This window comes from Pectobacterium sp. HCp5_1 (assembly GCF_032905925.1).
In the GTDB taxonomy this organism is placed as follows: Bacteria; Pseudomonadota; Gammaproteobacteria; order Enterobacterales; family Enterobacteriaceae; genus Pectobacterium; species Pectobacterium brasiliense_A.
Map to the genome: position 1 here is coordinate 1 of NZ_JAUMIO010000032.1, position 19,635 is coordinate 19,635.

The following is a 19,635-nucleotide window of genomic DNA, read 5'->3' on the forward strand; positions in this document are numbered from 1 at the left end:
CGGAACTAATGCGTGATCTTGAAAGCCAGGGACAACTGGTGAAATTACCGATAAGAAGGGAAAGGGCCTTCCCACGAATAGTAAAAGAAAGGCCCCAAAAATACAGTAAGGCCCGTAGATAAATTGCCAGTCAGTCGCTTAACTGACTGGCATTACAGCATTTGGCCGGGGCTTCTTGTCTATTCATGCAGTAGAGCTTATTGCTGCGCTTCACGCTCAGCAATGAACGCCAACGCTTTATCAATACGCGCCAGCGAACGCTGTTGACCAATCGCATGCACGGTCACGTCAACGCCCGGAGACTGACCCGCGCCGGTTACCGCAACGCGCAGTGGCATACCAACTTTACCCATGCCCTGACCCAGCTCGTCCGCCGTGCCCTGAATGGCGTGATGGATATTCTCCGGCGTCCAGCTCGTTATCGCGGCCAGTTTCTCGCGTACCAGCTCAAGCGGCTGACGGGCAACCGGACGCAGGTGTTTCTTCGCAGCATCGGCATCAAACTCAGCAAAATCTTCATAGAAATAACGGCAAGAGTCCGCCATTTCTTTCAGTGTTTTGCAACGTTCGCCCAGTAAGCCAACCAGTTCGCTCAACTGCGGCCCAGTGCGGGTATCAATTCCAGCCTGCTCGATATGCCATGACAGATGCGTCGCCACGTATTCTGCGGGTAAATGATTAATATAGTGATGGTTCAACCATTGCAGCTTCTCAGTATTGAAAGCGCTCGCCGATTTGTTGACGGCATCCAGCGAGAACAGCGATTTCATCTCATCTATAGAGAAGATTTCCTGATCGCCAGACGACCAGCCTAAACGCACCAGATAGTTCAGCAGTGCTTCCGGCAGATAGCCGTCATCGCGGTATTGCATTACACCCACAGCGCCGTGACGCTTGGACAATTTCTTACCGTCGTCGCCCAGGATCATCGACACATGCGCATATTCCGGCACCGGTGCACCCAGCGCTTTCAGGATGTTGATCTGACGCGGCGTGTTGTTGATATGGTCTTCGCCACGGATAACGTGCGTGATTTCCATATCCCAGTCATCGATAACGACACAGAAATTGTAGGTTGGTGAACCGTCAGTGCGACGGATAATCAGGTCATCGAGCTCCTGATTGCTGAATTCGATCGGCCCGCGAATGCGGTCATTGAAGATGACCGAGCCTTCCTGCGGGTTGAGGAAACGCACAACGTGTGGCTCATTATCAGCATGATGTTCGTGAGAGCCACGGCAACAGCCGTCGTAACGCGGCTTTTCGCCGTTTTCCATCTGCTTTTCACGCAGCGCTTCCAGACGTTCTTTAGAGCAATAGCACTTATAGGCCGTACCGTTTTCCAGCATCTGATCGATTACGGCGTTGTAACGGTCAAAACGTTTAGTCTGGTAGTACGGGCCTTCATCCCAGTTCAGGCTCAGCCAGTTCATACCATCCATAATGGCATCAATCGCGTCCTGAGTTGAACGCTCCAGATCGGTATCTTCAATACGCAGCACGAACTCGCCGTCATGATGACGAGCAAACAGCCAAGAATACAGTGCGGTACGAGCGCCGCCGACGTGGAGATAGCCAGTAGGACTAGGGGCGAAACGGGTTTTGATTTTCATTTGGGATTACAGCCTTATTACGCAACGGCTGTCGGCATAGACCGACATAAGCTCAGAGAACAAAAGTGGGCAACATTCTATCACTCTGCTTCGATTCCTCAACGCCGTAACATGCCGCTCATGCTTTTATTCTGCTAGCAATGGCAAGATAACAGGCTGAATTGCGCAAGGATGCAGCACCAACGGCGATAAATACGACGTCTTGACTAATTTTGCAACGAACAATCATTTTAGTTTTAAAAAGCGTTGACTCACATTCAAGGATCCCTATAATGCGACTCCACACAGCGGGGGTGATTAGCTCAGCTGGGAGAGCACCTCCCTTACAAGGAGGGGGTCGGCGGTTCGATCCCGTCATCACCCACCACTCTTTTGAGTTTTAAATAAGAGTAGCTCGCTGTGTAGAGTAAGAAGATTTGAGATTGGGTGATTAGCTCAGCTGGGAGAGCACCTCCCTTACAAGGAGGGGGTCGGCGGTTCGATCCCGTCATCACCCACCAATCTCATACCAGCTGGTCTTCTTATTAGAAGTTGAAGTAAATCAAGAAGTAAATGTAGTTCAGAAGTGGGTGATTAGCTCAGCTGGGAGAGCACCTCCCTTACAAGGAGGGGGTCGGCGGTTCGATCCCGTCATCACCCACCACTTCTGCGGGTCGTTAGCTCAGTCGGTAGAGCAGTTGACTTTTAATCAATTGGTCGCAGGTTCGAATCCTGCACGACCCACCACTTCCGCAAAGTGAATTCTTCCTGAAGTAAATCCACCCAATGTTATATATTGCACGTGTCGTGTAGGTGAGAACCTGCGCTCAGGTTTGAGCCGAGCGAAGCGAGACAGCAACGCGCTAGCGTTGACCCCGAAGGGGCGAGGCCAAAGGCCGAGTCATCCTGCACGACCCACCACTTCCGCAAAGTGATTCATCTCTGAAGTAAATCCATCCAATGTTATACATTGCACTTGTCGTGTAGATAAAATCCTGCTCAATTGCTCCGTATTAGCTTTCCCAATATTCAATGAAGTACCGCAGCCTTACTCAGCTACGGCACCTAAATATCACGCCAGTACGGCTAAATCCGCAGCATCAAAACCGCGTAATTTATCAGTCTGCCCAGAACGCACTTTTTGTACCCATTGCGCATCAGAAAGCAGGACCCGGCCTACCGCGATCAGGTCAAACTCTTCTCGCTCCATCCGCGCATGCAGATTGTCCAATGCCGCCGTGCCAGCACCTTCACCACCAAACGCAGCAAAGAAATCCGAGCTCAATCCCACCGAGCCAACGCTGATTGTCGCCGCACCCGTCAGTTTTTTCGCCCAACCGGCGAAGTTCAGCCCTTCCGTCCCATCAACCTCCGGGAATTCAGGTTCCCAGAAACGACGCTGGGAACAGTGCAGAATATCCACGCCAGCCTCAACCAGCGGCACTAGCCAGTCCGTCATCTCCTGTGGGGAACTCGCCAGACGTGCGCTGTAGTCCTGCTGCTTCCACTGACTCACACGCAGGATCAACGGGAAATCCTCACCAACAGCGACCCGAACAGCACGAATTACCTCAGCGGCAAAGCGAGAGCGTTCGCGGATCGTTGCGCCACCAAAGGCATCTTCACGCTTATTCGTAACCGACCAAAAGAATTGGTCGATCAGGTAGCCATGTGCACCATGCAGTTCCAGCGTGTCAAAACCCAATCGTTTTGCATCCGCCGCCGCGCGAGCAAACGCCGCCACGGTATCAGCGATATCTTCTTCGGTCATCACCACACCACGAGGCTCATCTGGGCCGACGATTCCCGAGGGGCTTTCAACAGGCGCATCAGGCTCCCAGCCACGTCCGTGGGTTGAACCTGTATGCCAAATTTGCGGCCCAATACGGCCACCAGCGGCATGAACCGCTTTCGCCACCGCATCCCAACCGGCTAACGCGGCTTCGCCGTGAAAGAGCGGGATCCCTGGCATATTACGCGAAGCGGGACGATCGACTACCGTTCCCTCTGTCAAAATCAGCCCCACTCCCCCCTCGGCACGGCGGCGATAATATTCCGCCTGCGCTGGGCCAGGAATGCCGTTTTCAGCCATACCTCGCGTCATCGGAGCCATGACAATGCGGTTAGGAAGAGTTAACCCTTTCAACGTGAAGGGACTAAACAGAACATCATCAGACATAAATATTTCCTTTTATGGTTTAACGTCATAGCGGCGTTGAATGTCGATTAGAAACGCAATTCATGCAGTTAAGCAACCTCCGTTAGCATCGCCTCCCGTAAAGAGAATGCCACCCTGCTTGCACTTATAGATGATGTGTGACATATATAATAGATGTCAATCGACATTTAAAAATAGAGGCACGGTATGAAATACACAACGTTTGGACGTAATACGGGCTTACGCGTTTCCGAACTTTCTCTCGGAACAGGAAATTTTGGCACCGGTTGGGGCTATGGTTCTGAAAAAGAACAGGCTAAACAGGTATTTGATCGTTATGCCAACGCAGGCGGCAACTTCATCGATACAGCGGATGCTTACCAGTTAGGCCAATCTGAGCAGATGGTCGGAGAATTCATTGCCGCAGATCGCGACCATTTTGTCGTTGCGACGAAGTACACCTTAAGTGCCATGCCGGATGCCGGAATTTCCCAAACCGGCAATAGTCGCAAGAACATGATCTCATCGGTAGAAAACAGCCTGAAACGGCTAAACACCGATCGTATTGATGTACTGTGGGCGCACTTTGATGACCAATTAACCCCGCTGGAAGAGATTGTTCGCGCTTTCGACGATCTCATCCGGGCAGGAAAAATTCAGTATGCAGGCCTCTCTAATTTTCCCGCCTGGCGCATTGCTCGAGCGGACACCATCGCGGAACTGCGCGGCTGGTCGCGAATTGCCGGTATTCAGGTGGAATACAGTCTGGTGCAGCGCACCGCAGAACGAGAGCTACTGCCGATGGCTGAAGCCATGGGGCTGGCAGCAACGCTTTGGTCTCCATTGGGTGGCGGCCTGCTGACGGGAAAATATCGTCAAAGTAAAGAAGGCCGTCTGATCGGTTTTGGCGGAAGATTAGTGCACACCGAGCAAGACACGACCTTGCTGGATGAGGTTTTTCGCGTTGCAAACGACTTGAACGTCATGCCAATACACATTGCCATCGCCTGGTTGCGGCATAAATCAGCCCGCGCTAGCACCAGCCTGATCCCTATTCTGGGTTCCCGCACGCTGGCGCAGTTGGATGATACGCTGCTCGCATTAAATGTGACGCTAAGCGACGAGCTGGTCGCGCGACTGGATGAAGTCAGTGCTATTTCACTGGGGACGCCGCACGATCAGATCGCAGGGTCATTGCCTCGGGCTCAGGGAGGCGACAGCGCTCATATTATTACACCGTGGCCGCCACGGGCCTGATCCGGCTATTGATGAAAGGCATCATCTATTGAGTCTGACTTTTTCATACCCTAAGATGATGCCTGACAGAAAAAGGAGAACAACATGGCCCGTGTATCAAAACAACAGATGGAGCGTAACCGAGAAGAAATCATCCAGGTTTCTTCACAGCTCTTTCGTGAACGGGGCCTGAACGGCGTTAGCGTGAACGACTTGATGGCTGCGGCAGGTTTAACCCACGGTGGCTTCTATGGTCATTTTGCATCTAAAGATGAACTCGCCGCCATCGCCAGCCGAAAAGCGCTTGAGGATTCCGGTACTCGCTGGCAGGAAATGTGCCAGCGCGCAGATAAACATAACCTGGAAACACTGGTGGAACACTATCTTTCCCCCGCCCATCGCGACGGCGCAAAAGATGGCTGCGCCCTCACGGCACTAGCCAATGACATAGCCAGAGAAAGTGCAGATAAACCAGTACACGACGTTTATCTCAGCGGTGTCAAAGCCATGCTGGACAGGCTGGAGTCTCTATCGACCATAGAAGATAAAGAACAGCGCCGACTGTCTGCTCTGGCGCAATTCGCCCTGTTATCCGGCGCGCTGGCGCTAGCACGCGCAACAGTTGGCGACACTTTGTCAGACGACTTTCTCAATGCCGCCAAAAAGGCACTACTTGACGAAGCATAAGCAGGTTATGGAAAAGGGGCCTGTCGTATCCAGGATAGGTTCCAAACTGCATCCACTCTTAAAACGATTCCCTGTATACAATCCGTTCCTCTGGCCTTCAGCCATTCAAACTACGCTCCTTTTTCATAACATCTTGTTATTGCATTATTCCCATCCATCATTAGACCGCCGCAATCGCGGTGCTATGCTTATCTGCGTTTGCTCTGTTCACGTAATTTTTTGACAGAAAATATCAAATTTATTGGTTTTCTATTCAGCCCCTAAATCGACGACACTGCCGCACTATACAAAGCATTGCCAACAAGCACTTTTTGCTCACTTATGAGGTTTTTTATTATGATTTCTCAGTTGAATCAGTGGTTCACGCGTTTAACCGATCATCCTGATGCAGGTAAACTTTTACTGCGTTTAACCGTGGGTATTCTGCTGCTGTTTCACGGCGTAGCAAAAATTGAGCACGGTGTAGGCTGGATCGTACAGATGCTGCAAGGTGCAGGTCTGCCTGGTTTTATCGCTTATGGCGTTTATATCGGCGAGGTTGTTGCCCCGATTCTGATTATTCTGGGCGTATTTACCCGCATTTCCGGCCTGATTGCCGCGCTGACGCTGGTTGTAGCGACACTGATGGTAGGAACGGGTAAATTCTTCACCCTGACTAACGTTGGCGCCTGGGCGCTGGAGTTGGAAGCACTCTATTTCTTCGCTGGCATTATCATCATGCTGGTCGGTAGCGGCCGCTACTCTGTTGCCTCTAACCCCGCCTATCGCTAATCCTTGCCATTCGGCAGGCATTTCTGACAAAAGCAAAAAAACCCGCGGATTCGCGGGTTTTTTATTTCGATGCTCTGTCGATCAGATTTCCCAATCGTGACTATAACGTTTGGGTTTGAACTGAATCACATCGCCTTTCTGTAGCCCGTGCAGACTTGCATCGTCTTTTGCGACTTCCGCTTCAATCAGCTCCGACTGCTCACCCAGCTTCAACGACAGGCGCGTTAAGGCACCGAGTGGGCGAATATCTCGCACTGTTACTGCCTGATAACCTTCCTGTGCCTGAACGGATAGCGACACTTCATGCGGACGGAACAGAATCGTCTCTTCCGTCTGCGCCACTTTCAACCGGTTACTGTCGCCAAGGAAATGGTAAACAAACTCGCTGGCCGGGTTGTTGTACACCTCCGCCGGCGTACCGATTTGTTCAATCACACCTTTGTTCATCAGCACGATGCGGTCGGCGACTTCCATCGCTTCTTCCTGATCGTGCGTCACAAATACCGACGTCAGATCGATATCTTCATGCAGTTGAGACAGCCAGCGGCGCAACTCTTTACGTACCTTGGCATCCAGTGCGCCAAAAGGTTCATCCAGCAGCAGGATGCTCGGCTCGACGATCAGTGCACGTGCCAAAGCAATACGCTGACGCTGGCCGCCGGAAAGCTGTTCAGGATAGCGATCCCCCAGCCAGTCCAACTGCACCAGATTCAGCAATTCATGCACTTTCTTTTCGATGTCACTCTTCGATGGCCGAATATTTTTCGGCTTCATTCGCAGCCCAAACGCCACGTTATCGAACACCGTCATGTGTCGGAACAGCGCGTAGTGCTGGAATACGAACCCCACGTTGCGTTTACGCACATCGTGAACGGACACATCCTGGCCGTGAAAGATAATGCTGCCGCTATCCGGCTGTTCCAGCCCGGCGATAATACGCAGCAGCGTTGTCTTACCGCAGCCCGATGGACCCAGCAACGCCACCAGCTCGCCGCTGTGGATCGACAAATTAATCTCGTTCAGCGCCCGGAACTGACCAAATTGTTTATTAATATTGCGAATCTCAATGCTCATTTTTGGCCAACTCCTGTTGTTTCTTTATTTGCTTCGTCAATCGGCTTTCACTCCACTGACGCAGCAGCAGCACTACCAGTGACATAATTAGCAGAAGGATCGCCACGCTGAAAGCCGCAACGATGTTGTACTCGTTATAAAGAATTTCAATATGCAACGGCAGCGTGTTCGTCAGACCGCGAATATGGCCGGAAATGACGGAAACCGCACCAAATTCCCCCATCGCACGCGCGGTACACAGCACCACGCCGTAGATCAGCGCCCATTTCACATTCGGCAGCGTGATGTGCCAGAACATTTGCCAGCCATTCGCCCCCAGCAGCCGTGCCGCTTCTTCCTCCTGCGAACCCTGCTCTTCCATCAGCGGAATCAACTCACGGGCAACATAAGGCAGCGTAACGAAAATTGTCGCCAGCACGATGCCCGGTACGGCGTAAACAATTTGCAGATCGTGTTCGAGCAGGAAGGGATAGATCTTGCTTTGCGCCCCAAACAGCAGCACATACACCAGCCCCGCAACCACAGGGGAAACGGAAAATGGCAAATCGATCAGCGCCAGTAGAAAGCTCTTGCCACGAAATTCGAATTTCGTCACGCACCACGCCGTCGCCAGCCCGAACACTACGTTTAGCGGTACAGAAATGACGGTCGCAAGCAGCGTCAGCTTAAGTGCAGAAATCGCATCCGGCTCGGTAATCGCGTCCCAAAATGCGCCGACGCCTTTATCCAGCCCCTGAGTGACGACCATCATCAGCGGCAGAACCAGAATCAGGAAAAAGACGACCCACGCGAGTGAAACCAGAATGTAATAGGCGGCGGGCTGTTTTTTTCTTTTAGCCGCGTTGGCCTGAGTGGAAATAACCTGTTCCATGAAGACCGGCCCTTACAGTTTCGGTTGAATGCGGCGCTGCAACACGTTAATCAGCAGCAGCATAATGAAAGACACCAGCAGCATGAATACGCCGATCCCGGTTGCTCCCTTGTAGTCATACTGATCGAGCTTGGAGACGATCAGCAGCGGCAGAATTTCGGTTTTAAACGGAATATTCCCCGCGATAAACACCACGGAACCGTATTCGCCAACGCCGCGGGCAAAGGCCAGCGCAAAGCCCGTCAACCACGCGGGTAACAGCGCAGGAAGCAAGACATGGCGGAAAACCTGAAGCGGACGCGCGCCAAGGCAGGCGGCGGCTTCTTCCACTTCTTTCGGAATATCGGCCAGCACCGGTTGCAGCGTTCTGACCACGAAAGGCAGCGTGACAAAAATGAGCGCCAGCGTGATACCGATGCCGGTGTAGGCAATTTTGAACGGAAACAGCGAGCCAATCAGGCCATTCGGCGCATACAACGCCGTCAGCGCAATCCCCGCCACGGCGGTTGGCAGCGCAAAGGGCATATCGATCATGGCATCGATCACTTTACGGCCGGGAAAGGTATAACGCACGAGCACCCAGGCCAGCAGCGTCCCGAGAATGCCGTTAATAAACGCCGCAGCCAGCGCCGTACCAAACGAAAGCCGCAGGGAGAAAAGCACCTGACGGCTGGTGATCAGATCCCAAAACTGACCAAACGTTAGTTGGCTGGCATACAAAAACATCCCCGCCAACGGAATAAGGACAATTAATCCTAAATAGCTCAGGCTAAACCCTAACGTTAGCCCGAAACCGGGAATCACTGAGGAAGAACGTTGTGACATACCGTGCCTTTAATTTTCATACTCACTACCCAGCCAACAACTGCTTGCCGACGCGCGCTACCTGACAGAAAGGTTAAGGCGGCAGGTCCTCTGCCTTCTTAACCTGAAAAAAGCCGCTAGGGTGATAGCGGCCTTAATCCGTCAGACATTAAAAACTTACTTATTAATCTCTTTAAAGATGGCGTCGAACACACCGCCGTCGTTAAAGAATTTGTCCTGTGCCGCTTTCCAGCCGCCGAAATCCTTATCAATCGTCACCAGATTCACCGGTGCAAACTGATCTTTAAACTCTTCAGCGATCTTGGCATTACGTGGACGGTAGAAATTTTTACCGATGATGCGCTGCGCTTCATCGCTGTAGAGATATTGCAGATAGGCTTCGGCCTGCTTCTGCGTTCCCTTACGCTCAACGACTTTGTCGACAACGGCAACCGGTGGTTCAGCCAGAATCGACAGAGACGGTGTCACGATCTCAAGCTGATCGCCGCCCTGTTCTTGCAGAGACAGGTAGGCTTCGTTTTCCCATGCCAGCAGCACATCGCCTAGTTGACGTTGCACAAAGCTGATCGTTGCACCACGCGCACCGGTATCCAGTACGGGTGCATGGCGATACAGTTCAGTGACAAATTTCAGTGCAGTTTCATCATTGCCACCCGGTTGTGCTTTGGCATACGCCCACGCCGCCAGGAAGTTCCAACGCGCACCACCAGAGGTTTTCGGGTTTGGCGTGATCACTTCAACACCCGGCTTCACCAGATCGTTCCAGTCTTTGATTTGCTTCGGATTACCTTTACGCACCAGAAAAACGATGGTCGAGGTATAAGGGGTGCTGTTGTCAGGCAGACGTGCCTGCCATTTAGGATCGATCAGCTGTTGATTCAGGTTTAAGGCGTCAATGTCACCCGCCAGCGCCAGCGTCACCACATCGGCCTGCAAGCCGTCAATCACCGAACGCGCCTGCTTTCCAGAACCGCCGTGCGAGTTTTTGATAGTGATATCTTCACCGGTGGTCGCTTTCCAATGCTTAATAAACGCCGCATTGTATTGCTGATACAGTTCGCGCGTCGGATCGTAAGACACGTTTAATAATTCGGTAGCCGCCGAGGCCACACCGGAAAACAACAGTGCTGCCGTAGCAACAGATAACCCCAGACGACGTATTGACATTCTTATCACTCCCTAATGCTCGAAAGTATCAGATGAAATCATGACGGATGTGACTGATTAATAAATTAAATAATTCGATTCGCAGGAAAAAACGTTATCGTTTTGAACCACGTACATGCCGCTTGAAATAGGACGGATATATCAGGCTGACAACATGGAAGTGACAATAGTGGATATAAGGAAGAGGCAAAAATATTGTTTCGCGATAATTTATGCTATCGCGTTATATTGTTAATGATTATGTAATAGTTTTCAGTCTAAGCAATTTTGTTGCAGTGGTAATATTTTACGACGAGATATGAGGTAACCCTGATGCCGTGCGGCATCAGGTCAATACGATGCAAGGTCAGCTTGAATAACAGTGGGCGTAAAACGACGAGTCTTTCTGCCCTACTCTTCTTCGTCCAGTTGCAAAGCTACGTACAGCAGCAGACGATCGTCGAAATTCCCCAGATCTAACCCCGTCAGTTCTGAGATGCGGTTAAGGCGATATTCCAGCGTATTGCGGTGGATAAACAGCGCTTTCGCCGTCGCACCGGGCTGGACGTTGTTACGGAACCAGGCACCCAACGTCCGACGCAGCAGACCATTGCCGTCCATTGCTTTAAGCTTCGAGAGCGGACGCACCAGCTCGTTTGCCTGCCAGCCGCCGCGCAGGCTGTCCAGCAGCACGGGTAGCATCAAATCCTGATAGTAATAACAGCGCTGGGCGGGCATCCGCTGCTTACCTACGCTCATGGTCGTTCGTGCCGTGCGGTAGGAACGCGCGATACTGCCGGGGCCAGAAAAATAGTTCCCCAGCGCCAACCGTACCCGTAGCCGACTGCTCTCCGCCATACGCGACATCAGCGTATCCACGCGACGCCGGTGTTCCTCTGCATCCCAGCGCCCGTGGCTGTTCAGCGCCGGTTTTAGCACCACCATTTCCGTCAGAGAAACGATAGCGATCAGGTTGTCGCGTTCCGGCGTGGTCAGCAACGTCTGCAACTGCTGTAGCTCTGCCATAGCGGAGTCGACGCCGAGCTGCCCGCTATCGACTTCGATCACCGCTGCAACGCGAGGCTTATTTAGATCGATGCCTAAACGCTGCGCCCACTCCATGAGAGCGGGAGACAGATCGTCGGTACGAATCAGGTTCAGTACCAGCTCTTCACGCAGGCGGCTATCCTGCGCCAGCATATGCAGCAGCCTTGCCTGCTCCAGCATCATTTCCGCCGTCATGCAGACAAGCTCGCCGTATTGCCGTAGCTGGCTGGGATTCCCGGTCAGGCCGATGACGCCAACGATTTCACCATCGATGCGCAAAGGTAAATTGATGCCCGGACGCACGCCGTGCAGGTGACGCGCCACGGCATCATCAATATCGACGACTCGCCCCTGCGAAAGCGCCAGCAGCGCGCCTTCGTGCAGTTCCCCCAATCGTTCCTGATCGCCACTGCCGATAATCTTACCGCGAGCATCCATCACGTTGATATTGCTATCAATGATCTGCATGGTCCGCGCGACAATATCCTGTGCCATCTTGGCATTGAGATGATACGACGCCATTTTTACCTCTGAGAGGAACATTGACAATTGCACCAGCATACCGCCACACGGTGCGCCACACATTGTGCAAATTAACAAAGAAACGGGAATTAGATTAAATCTGTGGAAGAACTCACAAAAGCACGTTGATAGAGAAGGAAGAAGTGGCCGAGTACCTGAGTACCCGGCCAGATAAGCTACGTAACAAATTGTCTTAAAAGGTAATTATTAACGTAGACGCTAAACAGACCGATTACTGAGCCAGCAGATAAATCGTGGCATCACCGCGACGAACGTTCAAGGCCAATACGGCTGGTTTGCTGTCCAGAATTTTACGCAACTCACCAATATTCTGTACCGGCTGTTGGTTAACCCCCAGAATAATGTCGTCCTTCTTCAGGCCAATTTTAGCCGCCGCGGAACCGGGTTTGACGTTATCCACCTTGACGCCTTTTTTGTCGTCCACCTGAGTATTGCTCAGCTCGGCACCTTCAATGCCAGAGTAGAGATTACCGGAAGCCACCTGAGCCTGATTGCTCTGTTGCAGCGTCACCTCAACCGTCAGCGGTTTACCCTCACGCAGCAGTCCCAGTGCCACTTTGCTGCCCACCGGCAGCGATCCAACCTGCGCACGCAGCGCAGAGAAGCTGCTGACCGCCTTACCATTCAGCGTGACGATCACATCGCCCGCCTTGATGCCCGCTTCATCTGCCGCTGATTTAGGTCGCACCTGACTCACAAACGCCCCGCGCTGTGTATCAACTTTCATCGCCTGCGCCAGTTCGGAGTTCAGCTCCGTCCCGGTGATGCCCAGCTCGCCGCGCTTCACTTCGCCAAATTCGACAATCTGTGCCACGACGCTTTTCACCATATTGCTGGGGATAGCGAAACCAATCCCGATATTGCCGCCATCTGGAGCAAGAATCGCGGTATTCAGCCCAACCAGTTCCCCGTTCAGGTTAACCAGCGCACCACCGGAATTCCCCCGGTTGATCGCCGCATCGGTTTGAATAAAGTTCTCGTAATTTTCAATATTCAACCCGCTACGCCCCAGCGCGGACACAATGCCCGATGTCGCCGTTTCGCCCAGACCATACGGGTTGCCAATCGCTACCGTGTAATCACCGACCCGCAGTTGGTCAGAATCTGCGACCTTAATCGCCGTCAGGTTTTTAAAGTCTTTCAACTGCACCAGCGCGATATCTGAACGCGGGTCTTTGCCTAACACTTTGCCGTCATACTTGCGGCCATCGCTGAGTCTAACCTGAATCTTATCGGCGTTATCCACCACATGGCTGTTGGTCACCACATAGCCTTTTTCTGCATTAATCACGACGCCCGCGCCTAGCGCCTGGAAATTTTCCTGCTGCGGCGGCTGACCGTCGTCGTCACCGTCTCCCTGACACATCGGCGATGACTGGAACGGCGATCCTTCCTGACAGAAAGGCGAGTTTTCACCAAAAAACGGCTGAAGCTGCGGTGGGATACCTTCTTTTCCCGCATTGCCCGCATGGGTCGTATGCCCTTCCACATAGATGCTCACCACGGAAGGCATGACGTTTTCCAGCATAGGGGCCAGGCTGGGTAATTGACCCGATGACGCGGCAGACGCCGCTGACTCAGCGGCATTCGCCGTGGTGGAACCCATCGCCATCGCCAGACTTAACGCCAGCGCACTCAGAACCAGTGATTTTCTTTTCATAGGAGGTTATCTCATAGTAATCAACACGCGAGTCTTACGGCCCGTGTACCCGACACCGGGTACACTCAGTGGTCGTGCTGTATGAGATAAATATGGACCAACAAGGTTCCCGAGGGGAAGATCGTGAAGCGTAAGGAAATATTGAACGGCTTTACAAAAGTCGCGATTTCCATTGCGGCCTGTTCATCGCTAATCCGCCGCCATCAGTTTGCGGTATTCGTCGTAGGCGTACAAATCGGTCATACCGCTGATGTAATCCTGAATCAGGCGCGCCCGATAATAATATTCACGGATGACGCGCTCGGTTTCGGGTAATCCTTCCAACTCAGCAACCGCTTCACAATAGGCCAGACAGTGCTTGCTGGATAGCTTGTGATAAAGCCGCGTTTCAATCGGATAGCGTTTGTGCGTATCGTCGCTAACAAGCTGGCTGAAATCCTGATAGGGCATCTCAAGCAGCGGGCTATAAATATCCAGCAGGCCGCGAATCACGCGATCCCCCTGTAGCTCCAACTGTTCAACTTCATGATGGTTAAAAACGTGCTTTAAAGCGACGCGTTTGAAAATGCCTAACAGGCGGTTCTGCGGGCTGTCGTCCTCAAGCAACGCCTGATTGAACGAACCGGCATAAACTTCCGGCAGGTTGTCGATAAAACGCTGCGCGGCGTGCGGCACCATCTGTCCCACGGTATGAACACGGAGATTCATGAAGAACTGATCGTCGTGGCTACGCCATTGAAAGCGTTCGCGTTCTTTGTAAGCACGTTCAATCGTTTTAGCGAAGATATCTTTCTCTGCTCCTGCGCCCCAATTTTCGCGCAGACGATCGTAAAGTTCGTCGATCGTGAGGATATCTTTCTCGACGGCGTCCTCAAGATCCGCGATGCAGTAGGACACATCGTCGGCCGCCTCCATAATGTAGCTCAGCGGGTGACGATGAAATTCGCCCATATCCAGCTCTTCACGCAGTGTGGCGACAAATGCTTCCTCTGCCAGATAGTAGCCCGGCTTCTTCATCAAATAATGGTAATCCGCCGGAAGCTTGCCATGCCAATACGCGGGACGGGTATATTTCAGAATACAGGCCACCTGCCCATAGGTCAGGTTGAGCTTCAGCAACGTATGCACCAGGCGGATCGCCTGTGCATTGCCTTCAAAGTGGCTCAGATCCTGCCGGATTTGCCCACGTAGATCGTCCAGTCCATCCTGCTGCATCCGCAGCGTAGGCACTCTACAGTCATCGACGCGTTCCGGGGATTCACTGTCCAGATAGTGGCTATCCAGTAATTTTCTGAACCACTGATTAATCGCCGATTCGCCAAAATGTCCAAACGGCGGATTGCCGATGTCATGCATCAGGCACGCCATTTCGACCAGACTTTCAAACGGCGTTTCTCTGTCGTTCAGACCCAGCGACGCCAGCCGCCCGTCGACTTTCAGGCGGTGCAAAATCTCTTTGGCGATATAACGGCCAACCTGCTGAACTTCCATTGAATGGGTCAGACGGGAGCGGACGGCCGCATTACGTTCTAGCGGAAAGACCTGAGTTTTTTGCTGTAAGCGGCGGATGGCAGCGGAGTTAATAATACGACCCCGATCGCTCTCAAACTGGCGCACAATCGTATATTCATCCCCAGCCGTTTTAGGCCGGCTGAAATGGCGCTGAAAGCTCATTTTTTTGGCGAAATCGATACCAGACATACGCTTCTCCCTATCATCCCGCTACAGCACAATAATGGACATTCCATCTCATCCCGCTAGCCATGATAGACTAACCCCAGCTACACGCCTTCCATTTATAACAGAATTTGCGGGGAACCTTATGAAAGTCGGTATTATCGGCGCGATGGAACAAGAAGTAACGCTGCTGCGCGATCGGATTGAAAACCGTCAGACCTTCCAGCGTGCGGGTTGCGAAATCTACACCGGACAAATCAACGGCGTAGACGTCGCCCTGCTGAAATCCGGTATCGGCAAAGTCTCCGCCGCGCTGGGCACCACGCTGCTGCTGGAACACAGCAAGCCAGACGTGGTCATTAACACCGGTTCCGCTGGCGGACTCGCACCTACATTGAACGTCGGTGATATCGTCGTTTCCGATGAAGTGCGCTACCACGATGCTGACGTCACGGCCTTTGGCTATGAACCCGGCCAGATGGCGGGCTGCCCTGCCGCTTTCCTTGCCGATGAAAAACTCATCGCGCTGGCGCAGGAAGTGATTGCCGAGTTACAGCTGAACGCCGTGCGCGGCCTGGTTGTCAGCGGCGATGCCTTCATTAATGGCGCAGAGCCGTTAGCCCGTATCCGCACCACCTTCCCGAAAGCGATTGCCGTAGAAATGGAAGCGACGGCCATCGCCCATGTCTGCCACCAGTTCGCCGTCCCGTTTGTGGTTGTACGCGCGATTTCTGATGTGGCCGATAAAGCCTCACACCTGAGTTTCGATGAGTTCCTGAGCGTTGCAGCACAGCAATCAACGCGGATGGTAGAAGCGATTCTGGCCAAGCTGGCCGCACGCTAACTGTGACTTTCAGGCTCCTCTGCTGGCTGACCGGGCTGCTGCTCTGCACCGCCGCTTATGCCATTCCGCAGCGTGTCATCAGTCTCGCACCGCACGCGACGGAAATGGCCTATGCGGCAGGTATGGGCGAACAGCTGATTGCAGTCAGCGCCTGGTCAGATTATCCGCCAGAAGCGAAAAAGCTGGAACAGGTGGCTTCCTGGCAGGGAATCAACCTGGAGCGGATCCTGGCTCTCAAACCCGATCTGATTCTGGCGTGGCGCGAGGGTAACCCGCAGCGGCCGCTGGAACAGCTCGCTAACTTCTCGATTCCTATCGTTTATCTGGATGCGAAGACGTTAGACGATATCCCTGCGTCACTACGACAGCTGGCGACCTACAGCCGCCATCCTGAGCAAGCCGAACGGGCCGCGACAGATTTTCAGCAGGAAATAGGTGAACTCCAGCACGCTGGCAAGGCACCTCACGCCGCGCCACTGCGGGTATTCATTCAATTTGGTACTCAACCGCTGTTTACTTCTTCGCAAGCAACGCTGCAAAGCCAGATCGTTTCACTGTGCGGCGCCGAAAATGTCTTTAGCGACAGCCCGGTGCCCTGGCCGCAGGTCAGCCGTGAACAGGTGTTAAGACGCCAGCCGCAGGCCATTATTGTCGGCGGTACGCCAGATAGAATTGCCAGCGTGCAGGCGTTTTGGCAGCCGCAATTAGCGGTTCCGGTCATTACCGTCAATGAAGACTGGTTTAGCCGCAGCGGCCCTCGTTTACGCTTGGCTGCCCGGCAAATTTGTTCTCAATTAGCCGAGTTAAGACCCACGCTTTCGTCAGCGAAGTGATTGTTAGTTAACAGAATGAAATCATTCCGATAACAATAGCTTCATTAGTATACAAGTTGTAACACTAACAGGCTTTTATTTCGCCAATAGTTGCCGATAATCTGAACGCAACGGTGGAATCATAGACACTATTCTGTGTTGATTACCACCCGGCGATAAAGCCAAAGCAAAACGAAATAAGAAAACTTTGAACCGATATCGGTTCTTTACACCAGGTAGCTTTAACTATGAAAAATGCGTTGCTTTACGCGGGCTTACTTATGGCAGCCTGTAGCACGGCATATGCAGGAAGTCAGGGCGGGCAGATTAACGCTCAACTGACGATACTACCGGCATGCGGCGTAACGCCTCAATCCGGTCAATATCAAATGAAATGTAACGTAGCCTCTGTACCACAACCTAAAATTACTGAGTCACGTATTCAGGTCGATCAGGCAAAATTTTCGACCTCTGCGGCAAAAACCGCACAGGGTATGGAAACGCGTCTGATTACGGTCGAATGGTAATCACAGTAAAAACACGAGGCGTGTTCTTTTAATTAACACGTCTTGTGACAGGCTTGTTATCTGCTATAAAAAATGTCTGCTATAAAAAAACCGTGTCTCGGCAACAAGACACGGTTTTTATTTTTCAGTCGGTCAATCACCGCAACGCAGGATCAGACGCTGAAAGAAGAACCACAGCCGCAGGTGGATTTCGCATTCGGATTCGTCACGATAAAGCGAGAACCTTCCAGACCTTCGGTATAATCCACCGCACCGCCAACCAGATATTGCAGGCTCATCGGATCAACCACCAGCGCCACACCTTGTTTCTCAATGGTCATATCGCCGTCGTTGATTTGATCATCAAAGGTAAAACCATACTGGAAACCGCTACAGCCGCCGCCCGTGATATACACACGCAGTTTCAGCTCTGGGTTTTCTTCATCAGCAATCAGGTTTTTCACCTTGCTTGCCGCCGCATCGGTAAATTGCAGAGGCAGTGCTGCTATATCATCGCTCATATTTTTACTCCCAACTCAGGGCTTATCAGGTGATAGACCCATATTCATACGCTTATTATCCGGCAGTATGCGAAAACGTTCAAGATTTGACAGAAATTGTTGAATTAATCTGCTGCTCCTGCTCAGCCAACGCCTGTCGCTGCAGCGTCCTCGCCAGAATAGAAGAATATAGCGGCTTCCCTCCCAGAAACTGCGCCAACAGTGTCGCGCCCAGACACGTCACGATCATGGGTAAGATCAACTGGTAGTTGTCAGTCATTTCCAACACCAGAACGATACCGGTGAGCGGAGCACGAACCGACGCCGCGAACAGCGCGCCCATCCCGGCGACAGCAAACGTACTGGCGCCAATCGCATAATCAGGAAATAACTCGCTGGCCGCCATACCAAACGCGGCTCCAAGCAGCGTTCCCAACGCCAACATCGGTGCAAAAATCCCCCCTGGCGCGCCAGATCCGAAACAAAGCAGCGTCATGAATACGCGGATTATAAAGATCCCAAAGAGCATACTAATGCTGTAATGCTCCGCCGCCGCAAGGGGAATAAGCGTAAACCCGCCTCCGGTTGCGTCATGAAAAACGACAGACAACACGCCACAAAGGCCGCCCGCCAGTGCGCCAACCAGCAGGAAACGCGACATCCGCTTACCGTGGAAGGCCAAAAACAGCGCCTGAGTACGTAACACCAGGGTATTAAACACCACGCCGACAACGCCAAAAATAATCCCAAGCACCAAATATAACCACAGCGTCTTGAGCGGTGCGGAAGGCAGTTGCCCTACATCGATCACGGCCTGCTCGCCGTTGAAGAGCCGAAATACGATGCTCGACATAATGACGCCGATGAATACCGCTTTAATTGAGATGAGGCTATAGCGGAACTGAGGCCGCATTTCCTCAATGATAAAAAGTATTCCGGCCAGCGGCGCATTAAAGGCAGCGGATAACCCGGCTGCCGCGCCAGTCGCTAATAATGAATGGCGTCCGTCCTGCTGCCTTTTGGGCAACATGTCCGCAACCATACCGCCGATATTTCCCCCCAACTGTACCGTCGGTCCTTCCCGCCCCAGCACCATTCCTGACCCGAGCGTGCCAATACCGCCAAAAAACTTAACAGGCAATACGCGCCACCAGCGTACCGGTCTGAGTTCTTCTAACGCGCCCTCAATCTCGGGAATCCCCGATCCACCCGCTTCTGGAGCGAATCGGCGAACAAGAAAATATCCCCACATCGCGAGTACAGCCGACACCGCCGCAGCAACAAGCCAGCTCACCCCGCTTTCAGGAAAATGCGCCAAGAGTGCCATTCGCTGTTGTATAACCCAGTTCACCGTACGTTCAAATGCCACGCCGACTAACCCGGTTAACGTTCCTACTATCGCCGCCAGCAGAAGAATCAACGCAGGGGTTTTATCGCGCCGCATAAATTGTGCGATGGCAGCGCGACGCTCCGCCGCAGAAGAAACGGGTACGGAAAGTTTGATCACAACGGTCATAACCAAAAAAGAGAAATAAGAGTCACTATGTTACCCCTTAAGGATAAAACTGCCTATTTGACCAGAGCAGAATACAAAGAGACCAGTATCTGCTGAACAGCGATTTCATAACGGCGGTCAGTTCATTAGAATACCCCTACATTTTACGATCAAGACCAGTCAGGACCGCG

18 protein-coding genes, 4 tRNA genes and 1 other RNA gene are annotated in these 19,635 nt (G+C 52.5%); 12 read left to right on the top strand and 11 right to left on the bottom strand.

The window, feature by feature from the left end; all coding sequences use genetic code 11:
* The coding region (locus Q3A88_RS17705) for a hypothetical protein (RefSeq protein WP_317177660.1) at nt 1-122 on the top strand (122 nt) is incomplete at its 5' end.
* A gap of 75 nt (nt 123-197) precedes the next feature.
* Here Q3A88_RS17705 and gltX read toward each other — a convergent pair.
* Complete coding sequence (gene gltX / locus Q3A88_RS17710) at nt 198-1,613, bottom strand: glutamate--tRNA ligase (protein WP_039499521.1); 1,416 nt, start codon at nt 1,611-1,613, stop codon at nt 198-200.
* A 291-nt stretch (nt 1,614-1,904) separates the two neighbouring features.
* Between gltX and Q3A88_RS17715 the strand changes: the two genes are divergently transcribed.
* The 5 genes from Q3A88_RS17715 (at nt 1,905) to Q3A88_RS17735 (ending at nt 2,513) form a co-directional block, all read left to right on the top strand.
* Nucleotides 1,905-1,980 (top strand) — tRNA-Val (locus tag Q3A88_RS17715).
* 57 nt (nt 1,981-2,037) lie between these two features.
* Nucleotides 2,038-2,113 (top strand) — tRNA-Val (locus Q3A88_RS17720).
* 67 nt (nt 2,114-2,180) lie between these two features.
* Nucleotides 2,181-2,256: transfer RNA gene (locus Q3A88_RS17725), tRNA-Val, on the top strand.
* Between the two features lie 7 nt (nt 2,257-2,263).
* Nucleotides 2,264-2,339: transfer RNA gene (locus tag Q3A88_RS17730), tRNA-Lys, on the top strand.
* Between the two features lie 46 nt (nt 2,340-2,385).
* Nucleotides 2,386-2,513: non-coding RNA, RtT sRNA (locus tag Q3A88_RS17735), on the top strand.
* 151 nt (nt 2,514-2,664) lie between these two features.
* On the opposite strand, the gene Q3A88_RS17740 is transcribed toward Q3A88_RS17735, so the two are convergent.
* Entirely contained in the window at nt 2,665-3,771 is a 1,107-nt protein-coding gene (locus tag Q3A88_RS17740) for an NADH:flavin oxidoreductase (RefSeq protein ID WP_317178368.1), read from the bottom strand.
* A gap of 186 nt (nt 3,772-3,957) precedes the next feature.
* Between Q3A88_RS17740 and Q3A88_RS17745 the strand changes: the two genes are divergently transcribed.
* From Q3A88_RS17745 to Q3A88_RS17755, 3 genes are all read left to right on the top strand, one after another.
* Nucleotides 3,958-5,007 (top strand): aldo/keto reductase, encoded by a 1,050-nt coding sequence (locus Q3A88_RS17745; RefSeq protein ID WP_317178369.1) that lies wholly within the window; start codon nt 3,958-3,960, stop codon nt 5,005-5,007.
* An 84-nt stretch (nt 5,008-5,091) separates the two neighbouring features.
* Nucleotides 5,092-5,673 carry a TetR/AcrR family transcriptional regulator gene (locus Q3A88_RS17750; protein WP_317178370.1) on the top strand — a complete coding sequence of 194 codons (582 nt, stop codon included), beginning with the start codon at nt 5,092-5,094 and terminating at the stop codon, nt 5,671-5,673.
* 336 nt (nt 5,674-6,009) lie between these two features.
* A complete protein-coding gene (locus Q3A88_RS17755) occupies nt 6,010-6,444 on the top strand; it encodes a DoxX family protein (protein ID WP_014916261.1) in 435 nt (144 codons plus the stop codon).
* Nucleotides 6,445-6,525: 81 nt separating this feature from the next.
* Here Q3A88_RS17755 and Q3A88_RS17760 read toward each other — a convergent pair whose 3' ends face one another.
* The 7 genes from Q3A88_RS17760 to dgt form a co-directional block, all read right to left on the bottom strand.
* Complete coding sequence (locus Q3A88_RS17760) at nt 6,526-7,518, bottom strand: sulfate/molybdate ABC transporter ATP-binding protein (protein ID WP_010299494.1); 993 nt, start codon at nt 7,516-7,518, stop codon at nt 6,526-6,528.
* Nucleotides 7,508-8,389, bottom strand: a complete 882-nt coding sequence (gene cysW / locus Q3A88_RS17765) for a sulfate ABC transporter permease subunit CysW (RefSeq protein WP_110164183.1) — start codon at nt 8,387-8,389, stop codon at nt 7,508-7,510. Before cysW ends, Q3A88_RS17760 begins: the two co-directional genes overlap by 11 nt.
* 12 nt (nt 8,390-8,401) lie before the next feature.
* Nucleotides 8,402-9,214: a sulfate ABC transporter permease subunit CysT gene (gene cysT, locus Q3A88_RS17770; RefSeq protein WP_010280704.1), complete on the bottom strand. Its 813-nt coding sequence runs from the start codon at nt 9,212-9,214 to the stop codon at nt 8,402-8,404.
* A gap of 156 nt (nt 9,215-9,370) precedes the next feature.
* Nucleotides 9,371-10,375, bottom strand: coding sequence for a sulfate ABC transporter substrate-binding protein (locus tag Q3A88_RS17775; RefSeq protein ID WP_369987577.1), 1,005 nt, complete (start codon nt 10,373-10,375; stop codon nt 9,371-9,373).
* A 396-nt stretch (nt 10,376-10,771) separates the two neighbouring features.
* Nucleotides 10,772-11,929, bottom strand: coding sequence for a CdaR family transcriptional regulator (locus Q3A88_RS17780; RefSeq protein WP_010280713.1), 1,158 nt, complete (start codon nt 11,927-11,929; stop codon nt 10,772-10,774).
* 232 nt (nt 11,930-12,161) lie between these two features.
* Nucleotides 12,162-13,610 (bottom strand): serine endoprotease DegP, encoded by a 1,449-nt coding sequence (degP, locus tag Q3A88_RS17785; RefSeq protein ID WP_317178371.1) that lies wholly within the window; start codon nt 13,608-13,610, stop codon nt 12,162-12,164.
* Between the two features lie 189 nt (nt 13,611-13,799).
* Nucleotides 13,800-15,311 carry a dGTPase gene (gene dgt / locus Q3A88_RS17790; protein WP_317178372.1) on the bottom strand — a complete coding sequence of 504 codons (1,512 nt, stop codon included), beginning with the start codon at nt 15,309-15,311 and terminating at the stop codon, nt 13,800-13,802.
* Between the two features lie 121 nt (nt 15,312-15,432).
* Between dgt and mtnN the strand changes: the two genes are divergently transcribed.
* The 3 genes from mtnN (at nt 15,433) to Q3A88_RS17805 (ending at nt 17,470) form a co-directional block, all read left to right on the top strand.
* Nucleotides 15,433-16,131 carry a 5'-methylthioadenosine/S-adenosylhomocysteine nucleosidase gene (mtnN, locus tag Q3A88_RS17795; RefSeq protein ID WP_039280650.1) on the top strand — a complete coding sequence of 233 codons (699 nt, stop codon included), beginning with the start codon at nt 15,433-15,435 and terminating at the stop codon, nt 16,129-16,131.
* 2 nt (nt 16,132-16,133) lie between these two features.
* Nucleotides 16,134-16,964: a vitamin B12 ABC transporter substrate-binding protein BtuF gene (gene btuF, locus Q3A88_RS17800; RefSeq protein WP_317178373.1), complete on the top strand. Its 831-nt coding sequence runs from the start codon at nt 16,134-16,136 to the stop codon at nt 16,962-16,964.
* Nucleotides 16,965-17,191: 227 nt separating this feature from the next.
* A complete protein-coding gene (locus Q3A88_RS17805) occupies nt 17,192-17,470 on the top strand; it encodes a hypothetical protein (protein ID WP_317178374.1) in 279 nt (92 codons plus the stop codon).
* Nucleotides 17,471-17,622: 152 nt separating this feature from the next.
* On the opposite strand, the gene erpA is transcribed toward Q3A88_RS17805, so the two are convergent.
* Both erpA and clcA read right to left on the bottom strand, forming a co-directional pair.
* Nucleotides 17,623-17,970 (bottom strand): iron-sulfur cluster insertion protein ErpA, encoded by a 348-nt coding sequence (gene erpA / locus Q3A88_RS17810; RefSeq protein ID WP_005969047.1) that lies wholly within the window; start codon nt 17,968-17,970, stop codon nt 17,623-17,625.
* Between the two features lie 79 nt (nt 17,971-18,049).
* A complete protein-coding gene (clcA, locus tag Q3A88_RS17815) occupies nt 18,050-19,465 on the bottom strand; it encodes a H(+)/Cl(-) exchange transporter ClcA (protein ID WP_317178375.1) in 1,416 nt (471 codons plus the stop codon).
* Nucleotides 19,466-19,635: the final 170 nt, after the last annotated feature.

Bases quoted from the DNA above. Each gene is read 5' to 3' on its own strand.
- gltX (WP_039499521.1), bottom strand. From the start codon at position 1,613: ATGAAAATCAAAACCCGTTTCGCCCCTAGTCCTACTGGCTATCTCCAC.
- Q3A88_RS17740 (WP_317178368.1), bottom strand. From the start codon at position 3,771: ATGTCTGATGATGTTCTGTTTAGTCCCTTCACGTTGAAAGGGTTAACT.
- Q3A88_RS17745 (WP_317178369.1), top strand. From the start codon at position 3,958: ATGAAATACACAACGTTTGGACGTAATACGGGCTTACGCGTTTCCGAA.
- Q3A88_RS17750 (WP_317178370.1), top strand. From the start codon at position 5,092: ATGGCCCGTGTATCAAAACAACAGATGGAGCGTAACCGAGAAGAAATC.
- Q3A88_RS17755 (WP_014916261.1), top strand. From the start codon at position 6,010: ATGATTTCTCAGTTGAATCAGTGGTTCACGCGTTTAACCGATCATCCT.
- Q3A88_RS17760 (WP_010299494.1), bottom strand. From the start codon at position 7,518: ATGAGCATTGAGATTCGCAATATTAATAAACAATTTGGTCAGTTCCGG.
- cysW (WP_110164183.1), bottom strand. From the start codon at position 8,389: ATGGAACAGGTTATTTCCACTCAGGCCAACGCGGCTAAAAGAAAAAAA.
- cysT (WP_010280704.1), bottom strand. From the start codon at position 9,214: ATGTCACAACGTTCTTCCTCAGTGATTCCCGGTTTCGGGCTAACGTTA.
- Q3A88_RS17780 (WP_010280713.1), bottom strand. From the start codon at position 11,929: ATGGCGTCGTATCATCTCAATGCCAAGATGGCACAGGATATTGTCGCG.
- degP (WP_317178371.1), bottom strand. From the start codon at position 13,610: ATGAAAAGAAAATCACTGGTTCTGAGTGCGCTGGCGTTAAGTCTGGCG.
- dgt (WP_317178372.1), bottom strand. From the start codon at position 15,311: ATGTCTGGTATCGATTTCGCCAAAAAAATGAGCTTTCAGCGCCATTTC.
- mtnN (WP_039280650.1), top strand. From the start codon at position 15,433: ATGAAAGTCGGTATTATCGGCGCGATGGAACAAGAAGTAACGCTGCTG.
- Q3A88_RS17805 (WP_317178374.1), top strand. From the start codon at position 17,192: ATGAAAAATGCGTTGCTTTACGCGGGCTTACTTATGGCAGCCTGTAGC.
- erpA (WP_005969047.1), bottom strand. From the start codon at position 17,970: ATGAGCGATGATATAGCAGCACTGCCTCTGCAATTTACCGATGCGGCG.
- clcA (WP_317178375.1), bottom strand. From the start codon at position 19,465: ATGACCGTTGTGATCAAACTTTCCGTACCCGTTTCTTCTGCGGCGGAG.